Consider the following 16,939-nt stretch of genomic DNA (forward strand, 5'->3'; position numbering starts at 1 on the left):
CCAAATAAAATAGGAAATTTTCCAGTTTATTTCTTCTATTTATTTTCTTATTTTATCATCTACAATAAAAATAACCACAAACCCAACTCCTGATCGAAAGCAAAATTGTAGTTGAGCATAACAAAACTATCAGTAAATATACGAATCCAACTGGAGGAGAGAGCATTGTACGAGAAGTTGATTGTAGTACCCCAGCGGGGATGGATTGCACTTATCAGTGCTTTTGTTCTGGCGGTCATTCATCAATATTTGTTTTATGGACACGACTTTGGCATTTCTTATCCGGTCTTTGTCATTTTGTTTTATTTCTATATGTATACGTATGCGGGTGATCGGCTACGGCAGGGATCATGGTTCAGCAGACTGGTCATGGTCATTATTTTACTGCTGTCCTGTACGTACGGATTATTCGGAAATGAGTTTTTTCGGGTGCTGAACGGTCTGTTTATCCCGTGTCTGATTTTTCTGCATCTGGCGTATATGCTGAGCCGCAGACGACTGGACTGGAATCAGCCGGCGCTAATCATCGATGCACTGGATCATCTGATTCCGCAGACGTTCCGTCATTTTATTACTCCGTTTGCCATGTTGAAAAATAAAGCTTCCCAGCGGATGCAGGAAGGTCAGCGTACAATATTCCGCAAAATCATGCTGGGTGTGCTGACAGCTCTGCCGCTACTGTTCATTATTATTGCGCTCCTAACGTCGGCAGATCGTATGTTTAACGAGCTGCTGGGTACCATGCCGCGCTGGATTATGAATCTGTCGCCTGGCGAGGGTACATTCCGGCTGGTCTGGGTAGTGATCATGGGCTTTATCCTGTTTGGTTACCTATGGGGATTTGTGAAGCCTTTCATCTATGCCCCTCCTGTCTGGCAAACGCCGCCGGGAACGGCTTCTGCCACTCCGTCGCCAGGCATGAATTCAACAGAGCAGCATAGTATACATGCTCCAATGCCTCATCCTGCTGCGCTGCCTGTACAGACTGCCACCCCGGTACGGATCGATCCGATTATTCTCGGAACGGTGCTGGTGCTGATCAATATCGTGTATGTGCTGTTTGTTTTCCTGCAGTTCTCTTACTTGTTCGGAGCGCCGCAAGGCAATTTGCCGGATGGCAGTACGTATGCCGAATATGCGCGCAGTGGATTTGCAGAGCTGGTGCTGGTGACTGCGCTGAACTTTGTGATTATGCTATGCGGACTGCTCTATGCCGGTCCTGCGGGAAAAGGACTGCAGCTTCTGAACAATGGACTGCTGTATGTACTCGTATTATGTTCCGGCGTGATGTTATATTCGGCGTTTACCCGTCTTCTGTTATATGAGCAGGCGTATGGTTATACGACAATCCGCTTTCTCGTGCATGCTTTTATGATATTTCTTGGCGTTCTGCTGATTGTGGCGGGACTGCGGATACATTTTCGTCGTCTGCCGCTGGCGCGCTGTTATATTATTCTGGCACTGGTTGCCTACGTGCTGGTCAATTATGCCGGTATGGACCGCCAGATCGCGAGCCGTAATATGGAGCGTTATGAACAGACCGGGCAGCTGGATATGGATTACCTGACCGGATTGTCCGCCGATGCGGTACCGTCATTGTTGAAATTCAGCCGTGAGCATGAAGTGCCGGGGCTGGGAGCTGGTCTGCACGAGCGTTGGGCTTATCTGTTCACAGAAGACAGAGGATGGCAGTCGATCAATCTGAGCGACTATCTGGCGATCCGGGCACTGCGTCAGGATAACCACCATTAATGGAGTCTACGGATAACCCTAACTGGATAACCATATTTCGAAGACATCATAACCAGAACAGGAAAGGGGAATGAACCCATGTTTACGTTACAGGCAATGATTCGCTGGAACAGTGATCCGGCTGATCTGCCGGTAGGAGAATGGCTGCAGCAACTGAGTGATCTACAGGAAGATTGTCCACCGCAGTTTGAGTCGGAGGAAGATACCGTCGAAGGTCTGGAGATTCGTATTGTCAGTAAGATCCCCGATTCATGGAATACGTATGGACAAGTACGGATCCCCGCATCTATGGTACCCGAATCCGGCCTGCAACCAGGAGATGTATTTACGCTGTGGGATCATGGAGATCTCGGAGAAATTGTACTGCTGGAAGGGCCTCGTTTTCCATTAAGCCCGTACCGGTATCTGCAGGACCGGACTATGGAGCACGGTAATGAATGGGGCAGCTGGCAGTCTTACAGGGATGTACAGCTGTATTAATCCCATGTTTCTAAACTAAACCTGAAAAAGAAGCTGCGAACTTATTCGTTGCTTCTTTTTTTAGTTTCTCTAGATGATCAAATTGAAGTCTCTATCTAATCTTGTGAAAAAAATGGTTTACCAGAATTATACAAATTGTATAATGAAAAGGATGGGCGAACGAAGCATAGATTTTTCCTCATGGAATAAAGGATCAGAGGATGAGGTAAGCTGGACAAACTAAGGATATCGGAGGTTAGGCAAATAATGTCTATTTTTAAAAAGAAAAGACAGTGGCTTGGTTTGGTAGTGGGAATAAGTGTGACAGCAGTATCAATAGGAGCCGTTCCATTAATGTTTCCTAATCCTGTTTTTGCATATTCCGAAAAGGCAGGTATGCTGGAAACCTATTATAATCCTACCTATACACTTGCTCAGAATGTACAGGAAACGCTAGATATTAGCAGCTCTTCTGCCAGTGCAGTGCGTGTACGGGTGACCGATGTGCCCTTTTATATCGATGTAAATGGTCTCAGAATCGATCTCTACAATCGAACCACACCCTATTATCAAATTGGTCGTCAATGGGAACCACAAAATGAATCTCTGGTTCAAAAAGAGCTCATGATCGAAGGGAAGAAAGTGATTGTTGGCTTTACCGATGATACGCGTGCTTACCTTAATGATCCTGTCATTGAGAAAATGGTCCGCAAGCAAATCAGTTATGAACTCAGCTCCCAACCTCAGTGGAACAATCAGGACCATCAAGCTTTTATTAACGAATTGCTAAAGCAAGGCATGATTGTTATCCAATCAGTCAAGCAACCGCAGGAATTTGAATATAATACCTGGTCTCCTAACAAAGGTGAAGTACTCGGAGAAAAACCTATCACTACATATGATAACGAGCCCAAAATACAGAATGTTATAGATCAAAAAGTATATTTGAACAAAGCCGTAAAAGAGGGACAAGGAAAGCAAATCGGCACAAGCTTTAGAATGGACAGTGGGCAAACGCTCGCTATTCAGATTAACCGGACTGCCGACACGATGCCAACCCTTCACTGCAGAATCAAGGATCTGACTACCGGACAGTGGGTCGGTGAATTTATGAATGCCCAAAGTGGTTATCGATATATGTATATTCCAAATGCCTATTCATCAAATCATTTGTTCAAGGTCATAATGAGCGGAGAAAGTCAGGGCTGGGCGGATGTCGAGATATTTACTTACAGCAGCTGACAAAAAAAGATCAACACCCAGAGGAATATCGACTCTGGATGTTGATCCTGGATAATATATTTACCAGTCGTGCAGCGAAACAAACATAGAGCCAGGCAGCAACTATAATGCTGCCTGGCTCTATATGTCTACAATCAAGACCGCATATTCAGCATTCTCGGCTTACGATTGACCAGGTAAATGCTGATACCGATCAGTACCAGACCGAGCAGCAGGAACCAGGTGAACGGCTCATGCAGAATCAGGGTACCGATAAATACCGACAACAGCGGTACGAGGAAGGTGTAGGAAGCGACTTTGCTCGCATCTCCGGCACCGACCAGAGTAAAGTAGATAATCCACGACAGGGCAATTCCGAAAATAATGCCAAAGATCAGTCCGATCAGATAAGGCGCATTCCATGTAATAGCAGACCAGCTCTCCGTTGCCGAGCCAGAGGCTGTAAGCACCAGTCCGCCCAGTGTACACTGAAAAGCAACCATCCACAGCGCATCGACTTTTTGATTGGCCTTTTTGATATAGACGGTACCCAGTGCCCAGCTTAGTGCAGTCACCAGCGCCAGCACGACGCCAATCACAGCGACATGTCCGGAGAAGCCGCCTGCACTGACAGAGATGACACCGGCAAAGCCAAGGATCAGCCCGATGATTTTCAATGGAGACATGGATTCGCCGAGCCACATCCAGGCAAACAGCCCGACCAATACTGGCTGCAGATAGACGAGTACAGAGAACAGCCCGGATGGCATGTAGAGCAGACCCAATGTCTGTAGTCCATAGAACAGGACAACGTTCAGAATTGCGGAAATGACATAGGCTTTCCAGTTGGCATGCCAGCGAATCAGCCGCCGCCGGGGCAGCAGGATCAACATGAGCAGTACGCCGCCTCCCAATGTACGCAGGCCGGCGAATAACAGTGGCGGTGTATAATCCAGCGCCAATTTATAGATGGACCAGGAGATGCCCCACAGAAATACCAGTGCAGCGATCAGCCCCGCCCGTTTGAGTGGTGTCAAGGTGTTCATAATGTCTTCCTTTCTGTATATCCAAGCAGTATTTCTGATCATACGCCTTTTAATGCGGAAATTCAAACAAAAGGACGCTGCAGATTTTTGGCAGTGTCCTTTCTACGAAACTATTCATTATGAGCCTGTATTCTGAATTACGTCTTCAGGTAAATCAATGACTCTACCTTTGAACACCTTTAAGTATTTGTACTCGCCATTCATAAGCAGCTTCAGCAGTCCATTATCAAAATCGGTATGCTGATCCTTAAAAAAGATTCCCTGCGTTACGATAGGTTGATCGGTTTCGTAACGAATCTGGTAGCCGGAAGGTGTGCGGATAACATCAACTTCTACACCGTCTTCATGAGTTTCTTCCAGACGTGCTTTCATCCGCTGCACAGCCACGATATGGATATCGACTGCCCCCATTTTTTCCAGCAGATCATTAATGATAGAGCCACGGGTAATTTCCTGCCAGCGGGACTGCGCCGACTGACCAATAATGAGCTGGGTGATCTGCTGTTGACGCGCCACTTCGGCAATGATATCTGCCGGTTCATCTTCTTCATCGACCTTGATGATAAATGTACCGCCGGCTTCCTCCGTCAACTTTTTCCATGAATTCAGATAATTCTCCTGCTGCATATCCAGTTCACTAACCGGTTCATTCAATACGGTGATGACGTATAGCGGAGATTGAAGCAGCTCTGCTAGCCGAATACCCCGCCTGATCAGTCGCTCGCCATTAGGGCCGTAGTAGACCCCGACCATAATTTTCTCGTCATTCATCATCGGATTCTCCTTTGTTCGGTACGTATTATTGTATCTATAATGAACTCTTAACCAGCTTCGCTCAAAAAGAATAATAAGCCTGTGCATAATCGCCCAGAAATTGACGCTCTGTCAGAGGCTGTCTGAAAGGAGTTGAATCCTCAGCTTCATTTTGCCGAATCGTATAATTATGCAGTGCTTCGATCGCCAGCTGGGAACGGGTATGGCCCCAGACCTGCCGGTGAATCTCCACATACGCCAGTGCTTGCTGTACGGTCAGCCCTTTGAGTCGCCGAAATACGGAAGCCCAGCGCACAAGATCCAATCGACGCTGTCCATCGGAGAATTCATACTCCGCCCAGCCGGATCCGCCCGCCAGTGAGATACGCAGCAGACCACAATGCAGCATCATACAGCTATCCGGCAGGGACAAACACTGATGATCATATAGATAGATTTCCAGTGAGCCGATACAGGTGATCGGGATTGCAGAAATATTTAGTGGCGCAGGGACCGATAATACATTTTGCATGAAAGGCACGCTCCTCAGGGGAATGGTAGTTGTCAGCTATCATAGAGGGGGATTCGGCTGAACGTAAACTGACACCTGGCATCATGGCAGCTCATATTTGTCAGGAATGCCTCATGTAATCGTATTCATTCCAGGTAATCTTATCGCTGCCTACCAAAATCTGGCGTATGCTTCGATTTTCATTTTCTGTAAATAAAATGGTGAAAACAAGAGGAAATGAGAGCTATACAGCGTATCCTATCTGTTAATCCACATCTATTCGGTATAGCAGCTTTTTACACAGCTTGAGTAGCCTTTACAACGTTCAGCAGCGGGAGTATGATTCGTCTCAAGTTCATAAGACAGCGCTGATCGCAGCGCACACATACCAGCTGAGTTTTTGTGATACAGCCATGCTGTATACAGAGAGCGGGGGAACCATCGAGAAGAGCCATAACGGTTTCTTTTCAGGGGTGAATCGGATGACAGAATGTTATGGAATTCTGTCTGTCTGTAGGGAGACTCTTACTTCCGAATCCGGCAGCTAACCTCGTAAGCTGAAAATAAGAGAGGCGACAATTGTCATGCCATCCGTCAGGGATATTTCTGCGCGGATGTCGAAGAAGCTGACGAAGACCACCTCTTCCTCGGCTTCTTTTTTGTTGCCTTTATACTACTGGAGGAGAAGAAAAATGGAATTGGAGCAGGAACATCATTTGTCGGAAGAATATATACTGGTATCGCCGGCAACCCGGGCTGGAGAGCAGTTTGTCCAGCTGTTAAAAGTAAAAAAAATCCCGTTTGCCCTTATTGTGAACAGCTATGCGGAGAAGGTGCGTTTTGAAGGAATGGGCTTTGAACATGTGATCCTGCTGGATACACAGCGCCAGGAATTATGGATCATGCCGGAGCTTAATATCGGCAAAGTCTATTTGTTTGAGCGCAGTCTGCCGCTCTGCTGCCGTTACATTCAGATCTGTCGTTCATGGACGAGCCAGCCAGTCTATGTCATTACCGAAGGCAGCAATTCACGCATGATCTACAAAGGGCTGGGGGCGAATTATATTATCCATACCAATGGCGGCAGTGCCGCTTTTTTACTGTGAATATATTGGTATCTCCATATCACCGGAAAAATCATGAATCCGGCCGAATCGCCGCTTTTGCATGTCCCGAAATGGGTAATAGGTTGCTAACCCGTTATCGTTGCAGCCGGGCGATCCTTTAGAGGTGGAGATGATGGCATTGAAACAGAAAGTAGCATTGATTGCAGGAGCCAGCGGATTGGTCGGTCAGGCGTTAACCGAGCTACTGCTTGAGGCTCCTGAATACAGAGAAGTGATTATACTGGTACGGAAGCCGGTAGAGCGCTGGCAGCACCATACCGGACTTCGGCAGGTGATTGTGGATTATGAGCATCTGGAGCAGCAGCGCCACGAGCTGCAGGCAGATGATATATACTGCTGTCTGGGCACGACCATTCGCCAAGCCAAGACGCAGGAGAATATGTATCGCATCGATGTAACTTATCCGCTGGAACTGGCGCGTATTGCCCGCGAAGAGGGAGCCACCCAGTTTCTGGTAGTCAGTGCGATGGGTGCAGACTCGCATTCCCGGGTCTTTTACTCCCGGATCAAGGGGGAGATGGAACAACAGCTGGCACAGATCGGGTATGAGTCCTTATCTATTGTGCGTCCATCCCTGCTGCTCGGCAAGCGCAGAGAGTTCCGGCTGGGTGAACGTACCGGTGCCATATTGGCGCGAGGATTAGCCCCGCTGTTCATCGGTCCAATGAACAAGTACAAAGCGATTTCCGCCGAGATTGTGGCAGAGGGCATGTACCGGATTGCCCAGCGCAAACCCCAGGGGACGGTCGTCTATTTGTCCAATCAGCTGCAGGTCGCTGCCCGTCCTGCTACCCGCTAGCCGATATTATTCATCATGCTCTATACCGGATGACATGGTAAAATGTACAGAAGCAAGTATAATGTAAAAGCAGGTCCGTAATACGTAGAAACGGACGTGAATTTCAATTATAGAATGGAGTACATTCACATGCCCCAACTGGATGCCAAACAAGCGGCGTCAATGATCGAACGCTGGATTTCTTTTTATGATATGGATAATGCCAAAGCCTGGGATAAAGATGACTATGCATTTATCCAGACGTCCTGCCGCCAGATGCGGACAGCTATTCAGGCGCTGCGAGGCAAAGGACCAACCGCTCCAGGAGAGCGTAAAAAAGTCGCGGCTGCGCTTGAAGAATTTATCGAAGACTCTTTTATGGATGATGCCAATGAATGGGAACCGGAGAACCGCGTTTTTGTCAAAGAATCCATGGCAGCTCTTCAATTTGCCGCGAGCTTTCTGCAGAAATAAGATCACGTCATAATTGAGGTGGAACACCATGAATCAGCCCGACCCTTTCCTGTCTGCACAGGGAACGCTGGATATTGCCCTGTGCCCGGTAGAAGAGTCACATACGATCCTGAATCTGTATCCATTCTATCTGTATGATCTATCGGAAATCTGGGAACGCCAGCCGAATCGGCATGGCGTTTTTGAAGAGGAAGACAGCTATCGTACGCTGGCAGAGCAGAGTGAAGTGTTCCGGATCTGGTGGCAGCATCCTGGTATTCTGTTTCCTTATGTGATCCGTGTTGACGGAATACCGGCCGGATTTGCCCTTGTATCGACCCCTCCTTATATTCCATCCTATGAGAAAACCGATTATTTTATGCACGAGTTTTTTGTGATGCGTCCATTTCGTGGACAGGGGTTGGCCGTCCAGGCAGCCCGTCACATTTTCGGTCAATTTCGCGGTTCATGGGAGCTCCATACCAACCCGACAGAGCGCAATATTCATGCTCGTCGCTTCTGGGAGCAGCTGCTGATGGACTACACACATAATGAATATACCCGTCAGTTGATTGACGGTCCGGATAATGAACAATTCTTGTCATTTCGGTTTGATAATCGTAAAATATGAAATTTTTTATTCTGGATTTCTTTTTCATGGACAGCGACTCACAATTTGTGTAACATAAGCATAATTAATTTTGCCGGCTGATGCCCGGGCCGTGTGTCCGCAGGGACAGTGCCCGGCAGCTGACCGCTGCATCCATGAACAGGAGTGTATATATGAATAAAAAGTCTTCAAATCCGGGACCGGCATCGTTGAGTCCCAAAACGGACGGCTTCTCCAAGTCGGGCTTTATTCTGGCGGCGATCGGCAGCTCGGTGGGTCTCGGGAATATGTGGAAATTCCCGTATATTACCGGTAAATACGGCGGCGCGGCATTTTTCCTGCTGTTTATCATTTGTCTGATTGTTGTAGGGCTACCGATTCTGCTTGCGGAGATGGCTATTGGCCGCGGTGGACGGGGTAATGCTGCTTCATCACTTTTCAACATTACAGGGAAAAAGCAGTGGAAATGGGTAGGCGTGATTTCAGTATTGACCGCGTTCTTGATCATGTCCTACTACGGTGTAGTAGCAGGCTGGACGCTGCATTACACCGTAGGCTCGTTTAGCGGCGGGTTATACCAGCCAGGTACAGATTATACGAAGACATTCACCGACTTCGCAGGCGGATATATGCCGCTGCTCTGGCAGGCTATCGTTATGCTGATTACCGGAATTATTATTGCCAAAGGGATTTCGGGCGGTATTGAGAAATTCAACAAAGTATTGATTCCCGGCTTCCTGATTATTTTGGTGATTCTGATGGTTCGTGCCCTGACTCTTCCGGGAGCGGCAGCAGGCGTAGAATTTTTCCTTGCTCCTGATTTCTCCAAATTAAGTGCGGTTTCTGCACTAACGGCACTGGGACATGCCTTTTTCTCCCTGTCTCTGGGTATGGGATGTATGCTGACCTATGGCTCCTATGTACAAAAGGATCAATCCCTGGGTAAAGCTACACTGGCAATTGGTGCGGGTGACCTGATCTATGCCTTTATTGCAGGTATGATCATTTTCCCGACTATTTTCTCGTACGGTATTGAGCCAGGATCAGGCGTAGGTCTGGCATTTATGGCGCTGCCGGCTGCTTTTGCCCAGATGCCGCTCGGATTCCTGTTCGGTGGTTTGTTCTTCCTGTTGCTGGCGATTGCAGCGCTGACTTCCTGTGTATCGATCCTGGAAGTGCCTGTCGCGTATGCGATGGGAGAGTGGAAGTGGAGCCGCAAAAAAGCTGCGGTTATCGTATCGGTAGCTTCCTTTATTATCGGTGTACCGGCAGCACTGTCTGTAGGTGGAGTACTGAGCTTTATCAGCTTTGCAGACAAGAGCATATTCGATTTGTTTGACTTTGTTACCTCCTATATACTGATGCCGATTGGCGGGCTGATCGTGACTCTGTTTACCGGTTATGCCTGGAAACGTGTAGGCGATGAAGTAGGTCTGAACGGTGTATGGTACCGAATATGGATGTTCCTGATCCGCTATGTGGCACCGATTCTGATCATTCTGATCTTCCTGTACTCTGTCGGTCTGCTGAACCTCGGCGAATAGACCATCCGGTACGCTACCGATTCCCGATCTGGTATACTGTAGACTAGAAACGGGAGGAGTTGAAGGACGATGTCAGAACAGCAGTATTTTGCCAAAGCACTGATCCAGTCCCTAATTGGCGAGCGCGGGCATCTGCCGATTGCCAAGGCACTGTCGGATATTGATCTGGAACTGTCTGGCCGGATAGTCGAAGGTGTCCCTTATAGCATCTATCAGCTGGTCAGTCATATGAATTATTGGCAGGAGTATATGCTGGCTCACCTGCATGGTGAACAGCCCGAACGTCCGCAGGATGTGAGCGAGAGTTGGCCCCGCGAAGCTATGGCAGAAGACGAAACCACCTGGCAGCAGCTGCTGGATGATTTCCTGCATGGAATCGATACAGCCTGTGAGCTTGCCGGTACCGTCGATCTGTCTGCCGGACTCAAGCATTTCCCGGGAGAGACGGCAGCCGGATTGCTGCGCAATATCGCTTCGCATAATACGTATCATCTCGGTGAGATAGTGATCCTGCGTCGATTGGCAGGCCAATGGCCGCCACCGGGTGGAGGCTATCCAGCCTGAACCAACAAGCACTGTAAAAATAGCGACTGCCGTGCACGTATGGCAGTAATCACAACCATCACCCTATACAAAAATACACAGGTTTCCGCTGTTATTCGCGGAACCTGTGTATTTTTGTATATAGTCAGATCATAGCTGTGCCGAACTGTTATGCTATCCAATCTGTATTCGATAAAGAAGGCATATTAGACAAAAATATGACTGATCTGCTCGATCTCCTGCGGAGTCAGCTGGATATCCAGTGTCTTCAGATTATCCAGTACCTGATCTCCACGCTTGGCGCCCGGAATAATAGCATCGATGGAGTCGCGTGTCAGATACCATGCCAGTACCAGGTGGGCGATTTCGACACCTTTGGCCTGGGCGATCGGACGCAGCATCTCGACCTTTTGCAGGTTATGGGTGAATGCTTCACCGGTAAACAGCGGATCACGCGCCCGCAGATCATCAAAGGTAGTATTGGCATCGTATTTACCTGCCAGCAGACCGGAAGCCAGTGGGAAATACGGAATAAAGCTGATCTGGTTCTGTGCGGTATAAGGCAGCAGATCCTGCTCGGCTTCACGCTTGAACAAATTATATTCGGACTGCAGCACATCTACATAGCCGTCTTTGTTAGCGGCTTGCAGTTGTTCCAGGGAGAAGTTGGATACACCAATAGCTCGGATTTTGCCTTCGTCCTTGAGCCTTTTCAGTTCGCCGACAGCTTCATCCTTGGGCGTATGCTCATCCGGGAAATGGATGTAGTAGAGATCGATGTAGTCGGTCTGCAGACGCTGCAGACTGCCTTCTACGCTGGCACGCAGAAAGGCTGGAGAGTTATCATAGACCACGTCGCCCTGCTCGGTAAATTTGTGCGCACCCTTGGTAGCGATTACGACTTCATCGCGCTTGCCGGTTTCTTTGAGCACTTCACCGATCAGTTCTTCCGAGCGCTTTGGACCATAGATGAATGCGGTATCGATCAGATTGATTCCATGGGCAATCGCAGTGCGTACAACATCCTTGCCTGCTTCTTCATCCAGATTCGGATACAGGTTATGTCCGCCGACAGCATTGGCACCCAGTCCGATGGAGTTCACCAGCAGATCGCTTTTGCCCAGACGTGTTTGATTAGTCATAGTCATTCATCTCCTTTTGCGTAATGTGCCTTATAGTGTAGCAGAAATCATACTAAAGTGAAATGATCGGAATAATAAGACATTAAGTACATATTGGACCAGAAAAGCATAAAGTGAAACTTGTCGGTCACAACTAATGGACTTGAACGTTTTGCAAGATCGAGATAATGAACGTATGCCATAAGGATCCAGCAGTACTTACCGATCGGATTCGTTTTTCGTTATCTTCATTTCATTCAGCCTTCGAATCGTTCCAGCCATGCCAGAATCCGGTCTACACCTTCTCGATATCTCTGCCCGACCAACAGACCGGTGTGAGTAGTGCCCTGCAGTGCAGTATATTCTGCATCCAGCTGCTTGGCGGTCAATTGTCCTTGCCGCTGCTCAGTATCATTGTTTACCGCCTTGATGACAAGAGAAGGAACGGTAATGAGATGCTGCTGGATGGGAATGCCTCCCTGTGCTCCAAAGGCTACAGAGACTTTGCCGAATGCATGAGACGCTTCCATGGATAGGTATTTTCGCTGAAAAGCAATATCTTCCGCCGATTCATCCAGACTACTTGTTTCATCCCGCATCGGCGGAGGAATAACAAGGCCGGGGAGCTCGGGAATCAGATCCGGATAAGGAGCCTGTTCATGTACTTCCCGGCTCAGACTGGAATCGATCACGACTAGGCCAGCAAGGGGAGCTGATTCGGCTGTTTTCTGACTCAGAATACCACCCATACTGAACCCGATCAGTACAGGGGGACGTTCGAATTCATCAAGAATCGTACGAATATCCTCAAGATAATCCTCGAACGTAACCTTGCTCATATCAACCGATCTGCTTCTGTAATGCCCTCTCAAATTCATGGAATAGCACGTCCAGCCGTTGTCGACAAAATGGGGGATATACTTGCTCCACATCCAGCTGCCGGTATACGCGCCATGAACAAAAAGCAGGGGAGGCCTTCCCGAAGTCTCGTTTGTCGGTCGTTCCTCAGGGTACATTTCCAGATAAAGATCGTAGTCACCTACATATTTTGTAGTATGAGCAGGAAGCAGTTTTGTATAATCGGTCATCTTTTTCACCTCTACATTTAGTTTTATATCAAACTATTTATCCAAAAAAAATTAGAAATTATGGTGTACCTTCATAAGCAGTCGCAGTAGTTCTTTTTTCTCTTCTACAGAAAAGCCGGTATAAAAAGAGTCCATCAGCTTATGGGAAATCTCTTCAAAAACAGGCTTGAGTGCTTCTCCTTTTGGTGTCAATGATACAAAGGTAATTCTAGTATCGGTTGCATCCTTTTCCTTTTGTACCAGTTCCAGACGGATCAATTTGTCTACCAGTGCAGTGACAGTAGACTTGTCTTTGCGGATCGATCGGGATACTTCGGCCATTGTCATACGCGGTTTGCCGGCAAGAGTATAAATAATATCGCCGTGCGAGGTTGCAATGCCTTCAACCCCTTGCTCTGCCATTTCGGCTACTATAAATCGGTTCACCTGTTCTCTGATTTTGGATATGAGTGATACAGCATCTGTTGTTTTCATAAAAACAATATACTTTGATATCAAACTATTTTCAAATTTATTTCGCAGCAAAAATCCCTCTGCATTGAGTCTACAGAGGGATTGCTGTGAATAATCTGAACCAATCAGATCATTATTTCAATCATCTTTGATCGGTGGCCCGGTCAAGGATGATGTTTAGTTGGAAGTTGTACTTTGCGTATCGACGACAGCTACCGTACTGAGCTGACTGCCTGCAAATTGAAGGCCAACATTACCATTTGCATCCTTAACGACTTTCGGTTGAATCAATTCGGAACTGCCATCCGCGTATTTGGAGAAAACACGTAGCTGCTGCAGCCAGGCGGTTTGTGCTTCTGCATTTTGTGGCAGCAGTTTGCTGCTTACTGGCAGAGTCAGTTGAACCAGTTGGCCTTGCAGATTACTTTCCACGGTCACCGGAGTACCGAGAACGGTACCGGTCTGATTCGGTGTCAGGCTGGCAGCCGCATTAAGGATAGGTTGCAGCAGCGTGCTATCCTTGATCGGTGTCAAACTAAAGTGCAGATCACTATTCAAGTTGTTCAGAACAGAGACCGGTATAGTAACCGATACAGTATTAGTCTGAATTTCCAGATCAGTGCCTGTCCGTTTCAATGATTGTGTAGCAGTAACCGGCAGGGTGATATTGGTCGAAGCTACTTCATTCTGTGCGTCCGGTACAGACAGGCGTGCTGTTGTATCGCCGGAAGCCTGACGGGCTACCGCCTGTTCTAGTCCGCTGCTGGAAAGGTTGATTGTATCTATTTTCTTGCCATCCGATTGGGTTGTTCGTGTTGCCGTAACTGCATTAACCGGAGAAGCAGATGTTCCTGCACCGGATGTGCTGGTAGACAGATTAATACTCTCCGATGTGTTGTTGGAGCTGCCGCGGGCGGTATCCTTGACAGTCACGGTAGCACTGCTGGAATAGCTGCCATCGATAGTCGTTACCGTGATGATTGCAGTCCCTTTATTTAGTGGAGTCACCACACCATCTTTGACTGTAGCGACAGACGGATCATTGGTTGTCCAAAGCACAGCAGGATTGCTGGCATCAGCCGGCAGCACGGTAGCTGTCAATGTTTGAACCGCGCCTCTTTTTTTCAGATTCAGTGTCTGGGTATCGAGTGTAACGCTATCCACCGGTACGGCTTCCATTTGATCCGTGAAGCTTGCGCGGGTTAGTGGTGCGTTTGGCTCGATATGACTTAGATACCCGCTATTGTCCGGCAGGATCACGAGACCAAAACCTTTATTATTAGTACCCATATCCTGGAAGCTGCTGATTCCTACCGGAAGCTTGCGCAGTTGAGGGGCACCTATTTTGTACGTGTGGAAATTGCCTGCATTCACATACAGGTTGCCATAGGAACTGAATGCAATACCGTATAATGCAACCGGATACTCGGCTACCAGTTGAGGAGCGGTAGTCATATTGTCATTGAAGCGAACAATGCGTGAATTCAGCTCACTGCTGTACTGCAACGAAAGATACAGACGTCCCTGGCTATCAAAAGTCATGCCGGTTATACCTATATTGCTGCCCACGGTATAATACACTTCACTGCGATCTGCCAGCTGTTGTGCACTCAGAGGCAGCGTGCCCTGCAGATCAGATGCAGACACCTTGTATACATGGGCACTTCCAGTCTTGGAGTAAAGCAGATCACCACTGCTGTTGAAAGTAAGTGCAATAATATCGCGATCGGCTACAATTTGTTTCTTCTTGAACGTCGTACCCGAGATCTGGTAGATGCCAAGTCCGTAATCTGCATAGTACACATTACTGTCGTAGTAGGTCAGACCGAATGGGCGATATACACTCACTTCCTGCAGATTGGTTGGTGCAGGACTGACGATAACAGTACGTGTCACCTCAACGGCTGCAATGCCGGAGGAATTCATCACATTGTAATGAACAATATACGTCCCTGGTATGCTTGTATTGACTCCGGGCACTGCAGAGCCCTGGAAAGTGTACGTTACTTTGGGAACGAGTGAAGAGGAGGTCGGGTCGGTGACCGTAACACCTGGATCGGTATAGACACTATCCGCTTCAACTTTGATTGTGGATTGACCCTTCAAGGTAATAACCGGTTTGGCTGCCTGCAAGGAAACTTTCTGGATGCTGCCTGCTGTTCCCATATAAGTCTGTCCATCCGGCAGGAAGACCAAGCCGTAGGCGCCATAGTACGTGTTTGGTGTAATATTGACCAGTGCACTGGAGGAGAATGGCAGGCTGCCAAGGCTCTGTGCAGAAGCACGATAGATACGGTAGTCATCGCCACCTGCATAGAAATTACCGTCTTCGTCAAAGGTAAAAGCATTGAATGAAGTATTAAAGTTGGTAATCACAGTCACCGGCTGCTTGGTTCCTGCTTGAATTTTAATAATAGCTTTATTGTTGTAATCGGAATAATAGACATTGTTGTTTTTATCGACAGCAAGTCCATATATATAAGTGAAGTTAGGATGCGTATAATATACAGTACTGCGGCTGGTAAGTTCGGATTCTGTCATTGGAAGAGAGGAGAGATAGCTGCTGTCCAGCTTATAAATTCGTGGATCACTGTCAATCGTATAATATAGATTGCCATGAGAATCCAGAGCAACTCCCATAAATGACTCATTGCTGGATACAATTTGTGTGATTTCTCCTGTTGTTACCGACACACGGAGCAGAGCACTTTGACGCTGGGCAACATAGAGATAACCGTCATGATACGCCAGTCCGTATGCCCAGTTGATACCAAGTTGGGAGAGATCCACATAAGTACTCGCAGATTTTACCATAATAGTACGCTGTACCTCATCCGCAGACTGTCCAGCCGGATTGGTCACATTGTAATGAGCGATATACGTACCTGGTTTGCTGGTATCTACACTGCTAACAGTCATATTGTTCAGGGTATAAGAGACATTGGCTGCTTTGAGATCGGAGTAGGTATTATCCTGTACGGTAGCTCCTGCTTCTACATAAGCCTGTCCGGCAGTCAGATTGATCTGTGGATCGCCTGTCAGGGTAATAACGGGCTTGGTCGCATATACTGAAGTGGTTACGCTGTATCCGCTACCTCCCGTATACTGAACAACTGGTGCACTGGCAGAAGAATCAGGTGAAGAATACGTATCTCCAGTAACCGAATTTCCACTGGATACACTGCTTGTGTCTGTACTTTCCCCGTCTGCGTAAGCTGTTGATAATGAGGCTCCCGGTAATACAAGTGATGCAGCCAGACAAAATGTAATCAGTTTTTTGGCATTTTGCAATGAGCTATCCCCTTTGGTTTCATTTCCAAATATACAAAGCAACCGACTTAGCAACTGTTAGTAATCCATCCATAATTCGTTAAGCTGTTAAATTAACTTCTCAAGTGTTATCGGATAGTAGTATGGAAAAGTTTAGGTACAAATCTATCTTTATACATATTTATTTATATATTTTCTATAAATCGTAAG

At 47.5% G+C, this 16,939-nt stretch carries 16 protein-coding genes and 1 riboswitch; of the genes, 9 read left to right on the plus strand and 7 right to left on the minus strand.

The genetic code is table 11. From position 1 onward, the window contains the following. Positions 1-165: 165 nt before the first annotated feature. From WH46_RS15550 to WH46_RS15560, 3 genes are all read left to right on the plus strand, one after another. Positions 166-1,752, plus strand: a complete 1,587-nt coding sequence (locus WH46_RS15550) for a DUF4153 domain-containing protein (protein WP_046227441.1) — start codon at positions 166-168, stop codon at positions 1,750-1,752. Positions 1,753-1,830: 78 nt separating this feature from the next. Then, entirely contained in the window at positions 1,831-2,232 is a 402-nt protein-coding gene (locus tag WH46_RS15555) for an AbrB/MazE/SpoVT family DNA-binding domain-containing protein (RefSeq protein WP_046227442.1), read from the plus strand. Between the two features lie 246 nt (positions 2,233-2,478). Further along, positions 2,479-3,453: a hypothetical protein gene (locus WH46_RS15560; protein WP_156172287.1), complete on the plus strand. Its 975-nt coding sequence runs from the start codon at positions 2,479-2,481 to the stop codon at positions 3,451-3,453. A 134-nt stretch (positions 3,454-3,587) separates the two neighbouring features. On the opposite strand, the gene WH46_RS15565 is transcribed toward WH46_RS15560, so the two are convergent. The 3 genes from WH46_RS15565 to WH46_RS15575 all read right to left on the minus strand — a co-directional run bounded on the left by WH46_RS15565 (position 3,588) and on the right by WH46_RS15575 (position 5,763). Then, complete coding sequence (locus WH46_RS15565) at positions 3,588-4,478, minus strand: DMT family transporter (RefSeq protein ID WP_046227444.1); 891 nt, start codon at positions 4,476-4,478, stop codon at positions 3,588-3,590. A gap of 117 nt (positions 4,479-4,595) precedes the next feature. Beyond that, on the minus strand, positions 4,596-5,249 hold the full coding sequence (locus WH46_RS15570) for a universal stress protein (RefSeq protein WP_017814845.1): 654 nt from the start codon (positions 5,247-5,249) through the stop codon (positions 4,596-4,598). Positions 5,250-5,313: 64 nt separating this feature from the next. After that, on the minus strand, positions 5,314-5,763 hold the full coding sequence (locus WH46_RS15575; RefSeq protein WP_052714256.1) for a hypothetical protein: 450 nt from the start codon (positions 5,761-5,763) through the stop codon (positions 5,314-5,316). Positions 5,764-6,146: 383 nt separating this feature from the next. After that, a riboswitch (cyclic di-AMP (ydaO/yuaA leader) is annotated at positions 6,147-6,316 on the plus strand. A gap of 118 nt (positions 6,317-6,434) precedes the next feature. Between WH46_RS15575 and WH46_RS15580 the strand changes: the two genes are divergently transcribed. The 6 genes from WH46_RS15580 to WH46_RS15605 all read left to right on the plus strand — a co-directional run bounded on the left by WH46_RS15580 (position 6,435) and on the right by WH46_RS15605 (position 10,818). After that, the gene (locus WH46_RS15580) at positions 6,435-6,848 is read left to right on the plus strand and encodes a hypothetical protein (RefSeq protein WP_046227445.1); all 414 of its coding nucleotides are present in this window, start codon (positions 6,435-6,437) and stop codon (positions 6,846-6,848) included. A gap of 133 nt (positions 6,849-6,981) precedes the next feature. After that, positions 6,982-7,668, plus strand: coding sequence for an oxidoreductase (locus tag WH46_RS15585; protein WP_046227446.1), 687 nt, complete (start codon positions 6,982-6,984; stop codon positions 7,666-7,668). Positions 7,669-7,797: 129 nt separating this feature from the next. Next, positions 7,798-8,121 (plus strand): hypothetical protein, encoded by a 324-nt coding sequence (locus tag WH46_RS15590; protein ID WP_017814841.1) that lies wholly within the window; start codon positions 7,798-7,800, stop codon positions 8,119-8,121. Between the two features lie 28 nt (positions 8,122-8,149). Continuing rightward, on the plus strand, positions 8,150-8,731 hold the full coding sequence (locus WH46_RS15595) for a GNAT family N-acetyltransferase (protein ID WP_046227447.1): 582 nt from the start codon (positions 8,150-8,152) through the stop codon (positions 8,729-8,731). Positions 8,732-8,883: 152 nt separating this feature from the next. Further along, on the plus strand, positions 8,884-10,254 hold the full coding sequence (locus WH46_RS15600) for a sodium-dependent transporter (protein ID WP_017814839.1): 1,371 nt from the start codon (positions 8,884-8,886) through the stop codon (positions 10,252-10,254). A 69-nt stretch (positions 10,255-10,323) separates the two neighbouring features. Further along, complete coding sequence (locus WH46_RS15605) at positions 10,324-10,818, plus strand: DinB family protein (protein ID WP_017814838.1); 495 nt, start codon at positions 10,324-10,326, stop codon at positions 10,816-10,818. 185 nt (positions 10,819-11,003) lie between these two features. Here the strand turns inward: WH46_RS15605 and WH46_RS15610 are convergent, their stop codons facing one another. From WH46_RS15610 to WH46_RS23465, 4 genes are all read right to left on the minus strand, one after another. Further along, on the minus strand, positions 11,004-11,939 hold the full coding sequence (locus WH46_RS15610) for an aldo/keto reductase (protein WP_046227448.1): 936 nt from the start codon (positions 11,937-11,939) through the stop codon (positions 11,004-11,006). Between the two features lie 236 nt (positions 11,940-12,175). Beyond that, a complete protein-coding gene (locus WH46_RS15615) occupies positions 12,176-13,006 on the minus strand; it encodes an alpha/beta fold hydrolase (protein WP_046227449.1) in 831 nt (276 codons plus the stop codon). A gap of 51 nt (positions 13,007-13,057) precedes the next feature. Next, on the minus strand, positions 13,058-13,480 hold the full coding sequence (locus WH46_RS15620) for a MarR family winged helix-turn-helix transcriptional regulator (protein ID WP_046227752.1): 423 nt from the start codon (positions 13,478-13,480) through the stop codon (positions 13,058-13,060). A 156-nt stretch (positions 13,481-13,636) separates the two neighbouring features. Next, positions 13,637-16,750, minus strand: coding sequence for an immunoglobulin-like domain-containing protein (locus WH46_RS23465; protein WP_052714257.1), 3,114 nt, complete (start codon positions 16,748-16,750; stop codon positions 13,637-13,639). Positions 16,751-16,939: the final 189 nt, after the last annotated feature.

The organism is Paenibacillus dauci (assembly GCF_000971985.1).
GTDB classification, from domain to species: Bacteria; Bacillota; Bacilli; order Paenibacillales; family Paenibacillaceae; genus Saccharibacillus; species Saccharibacillus dauci.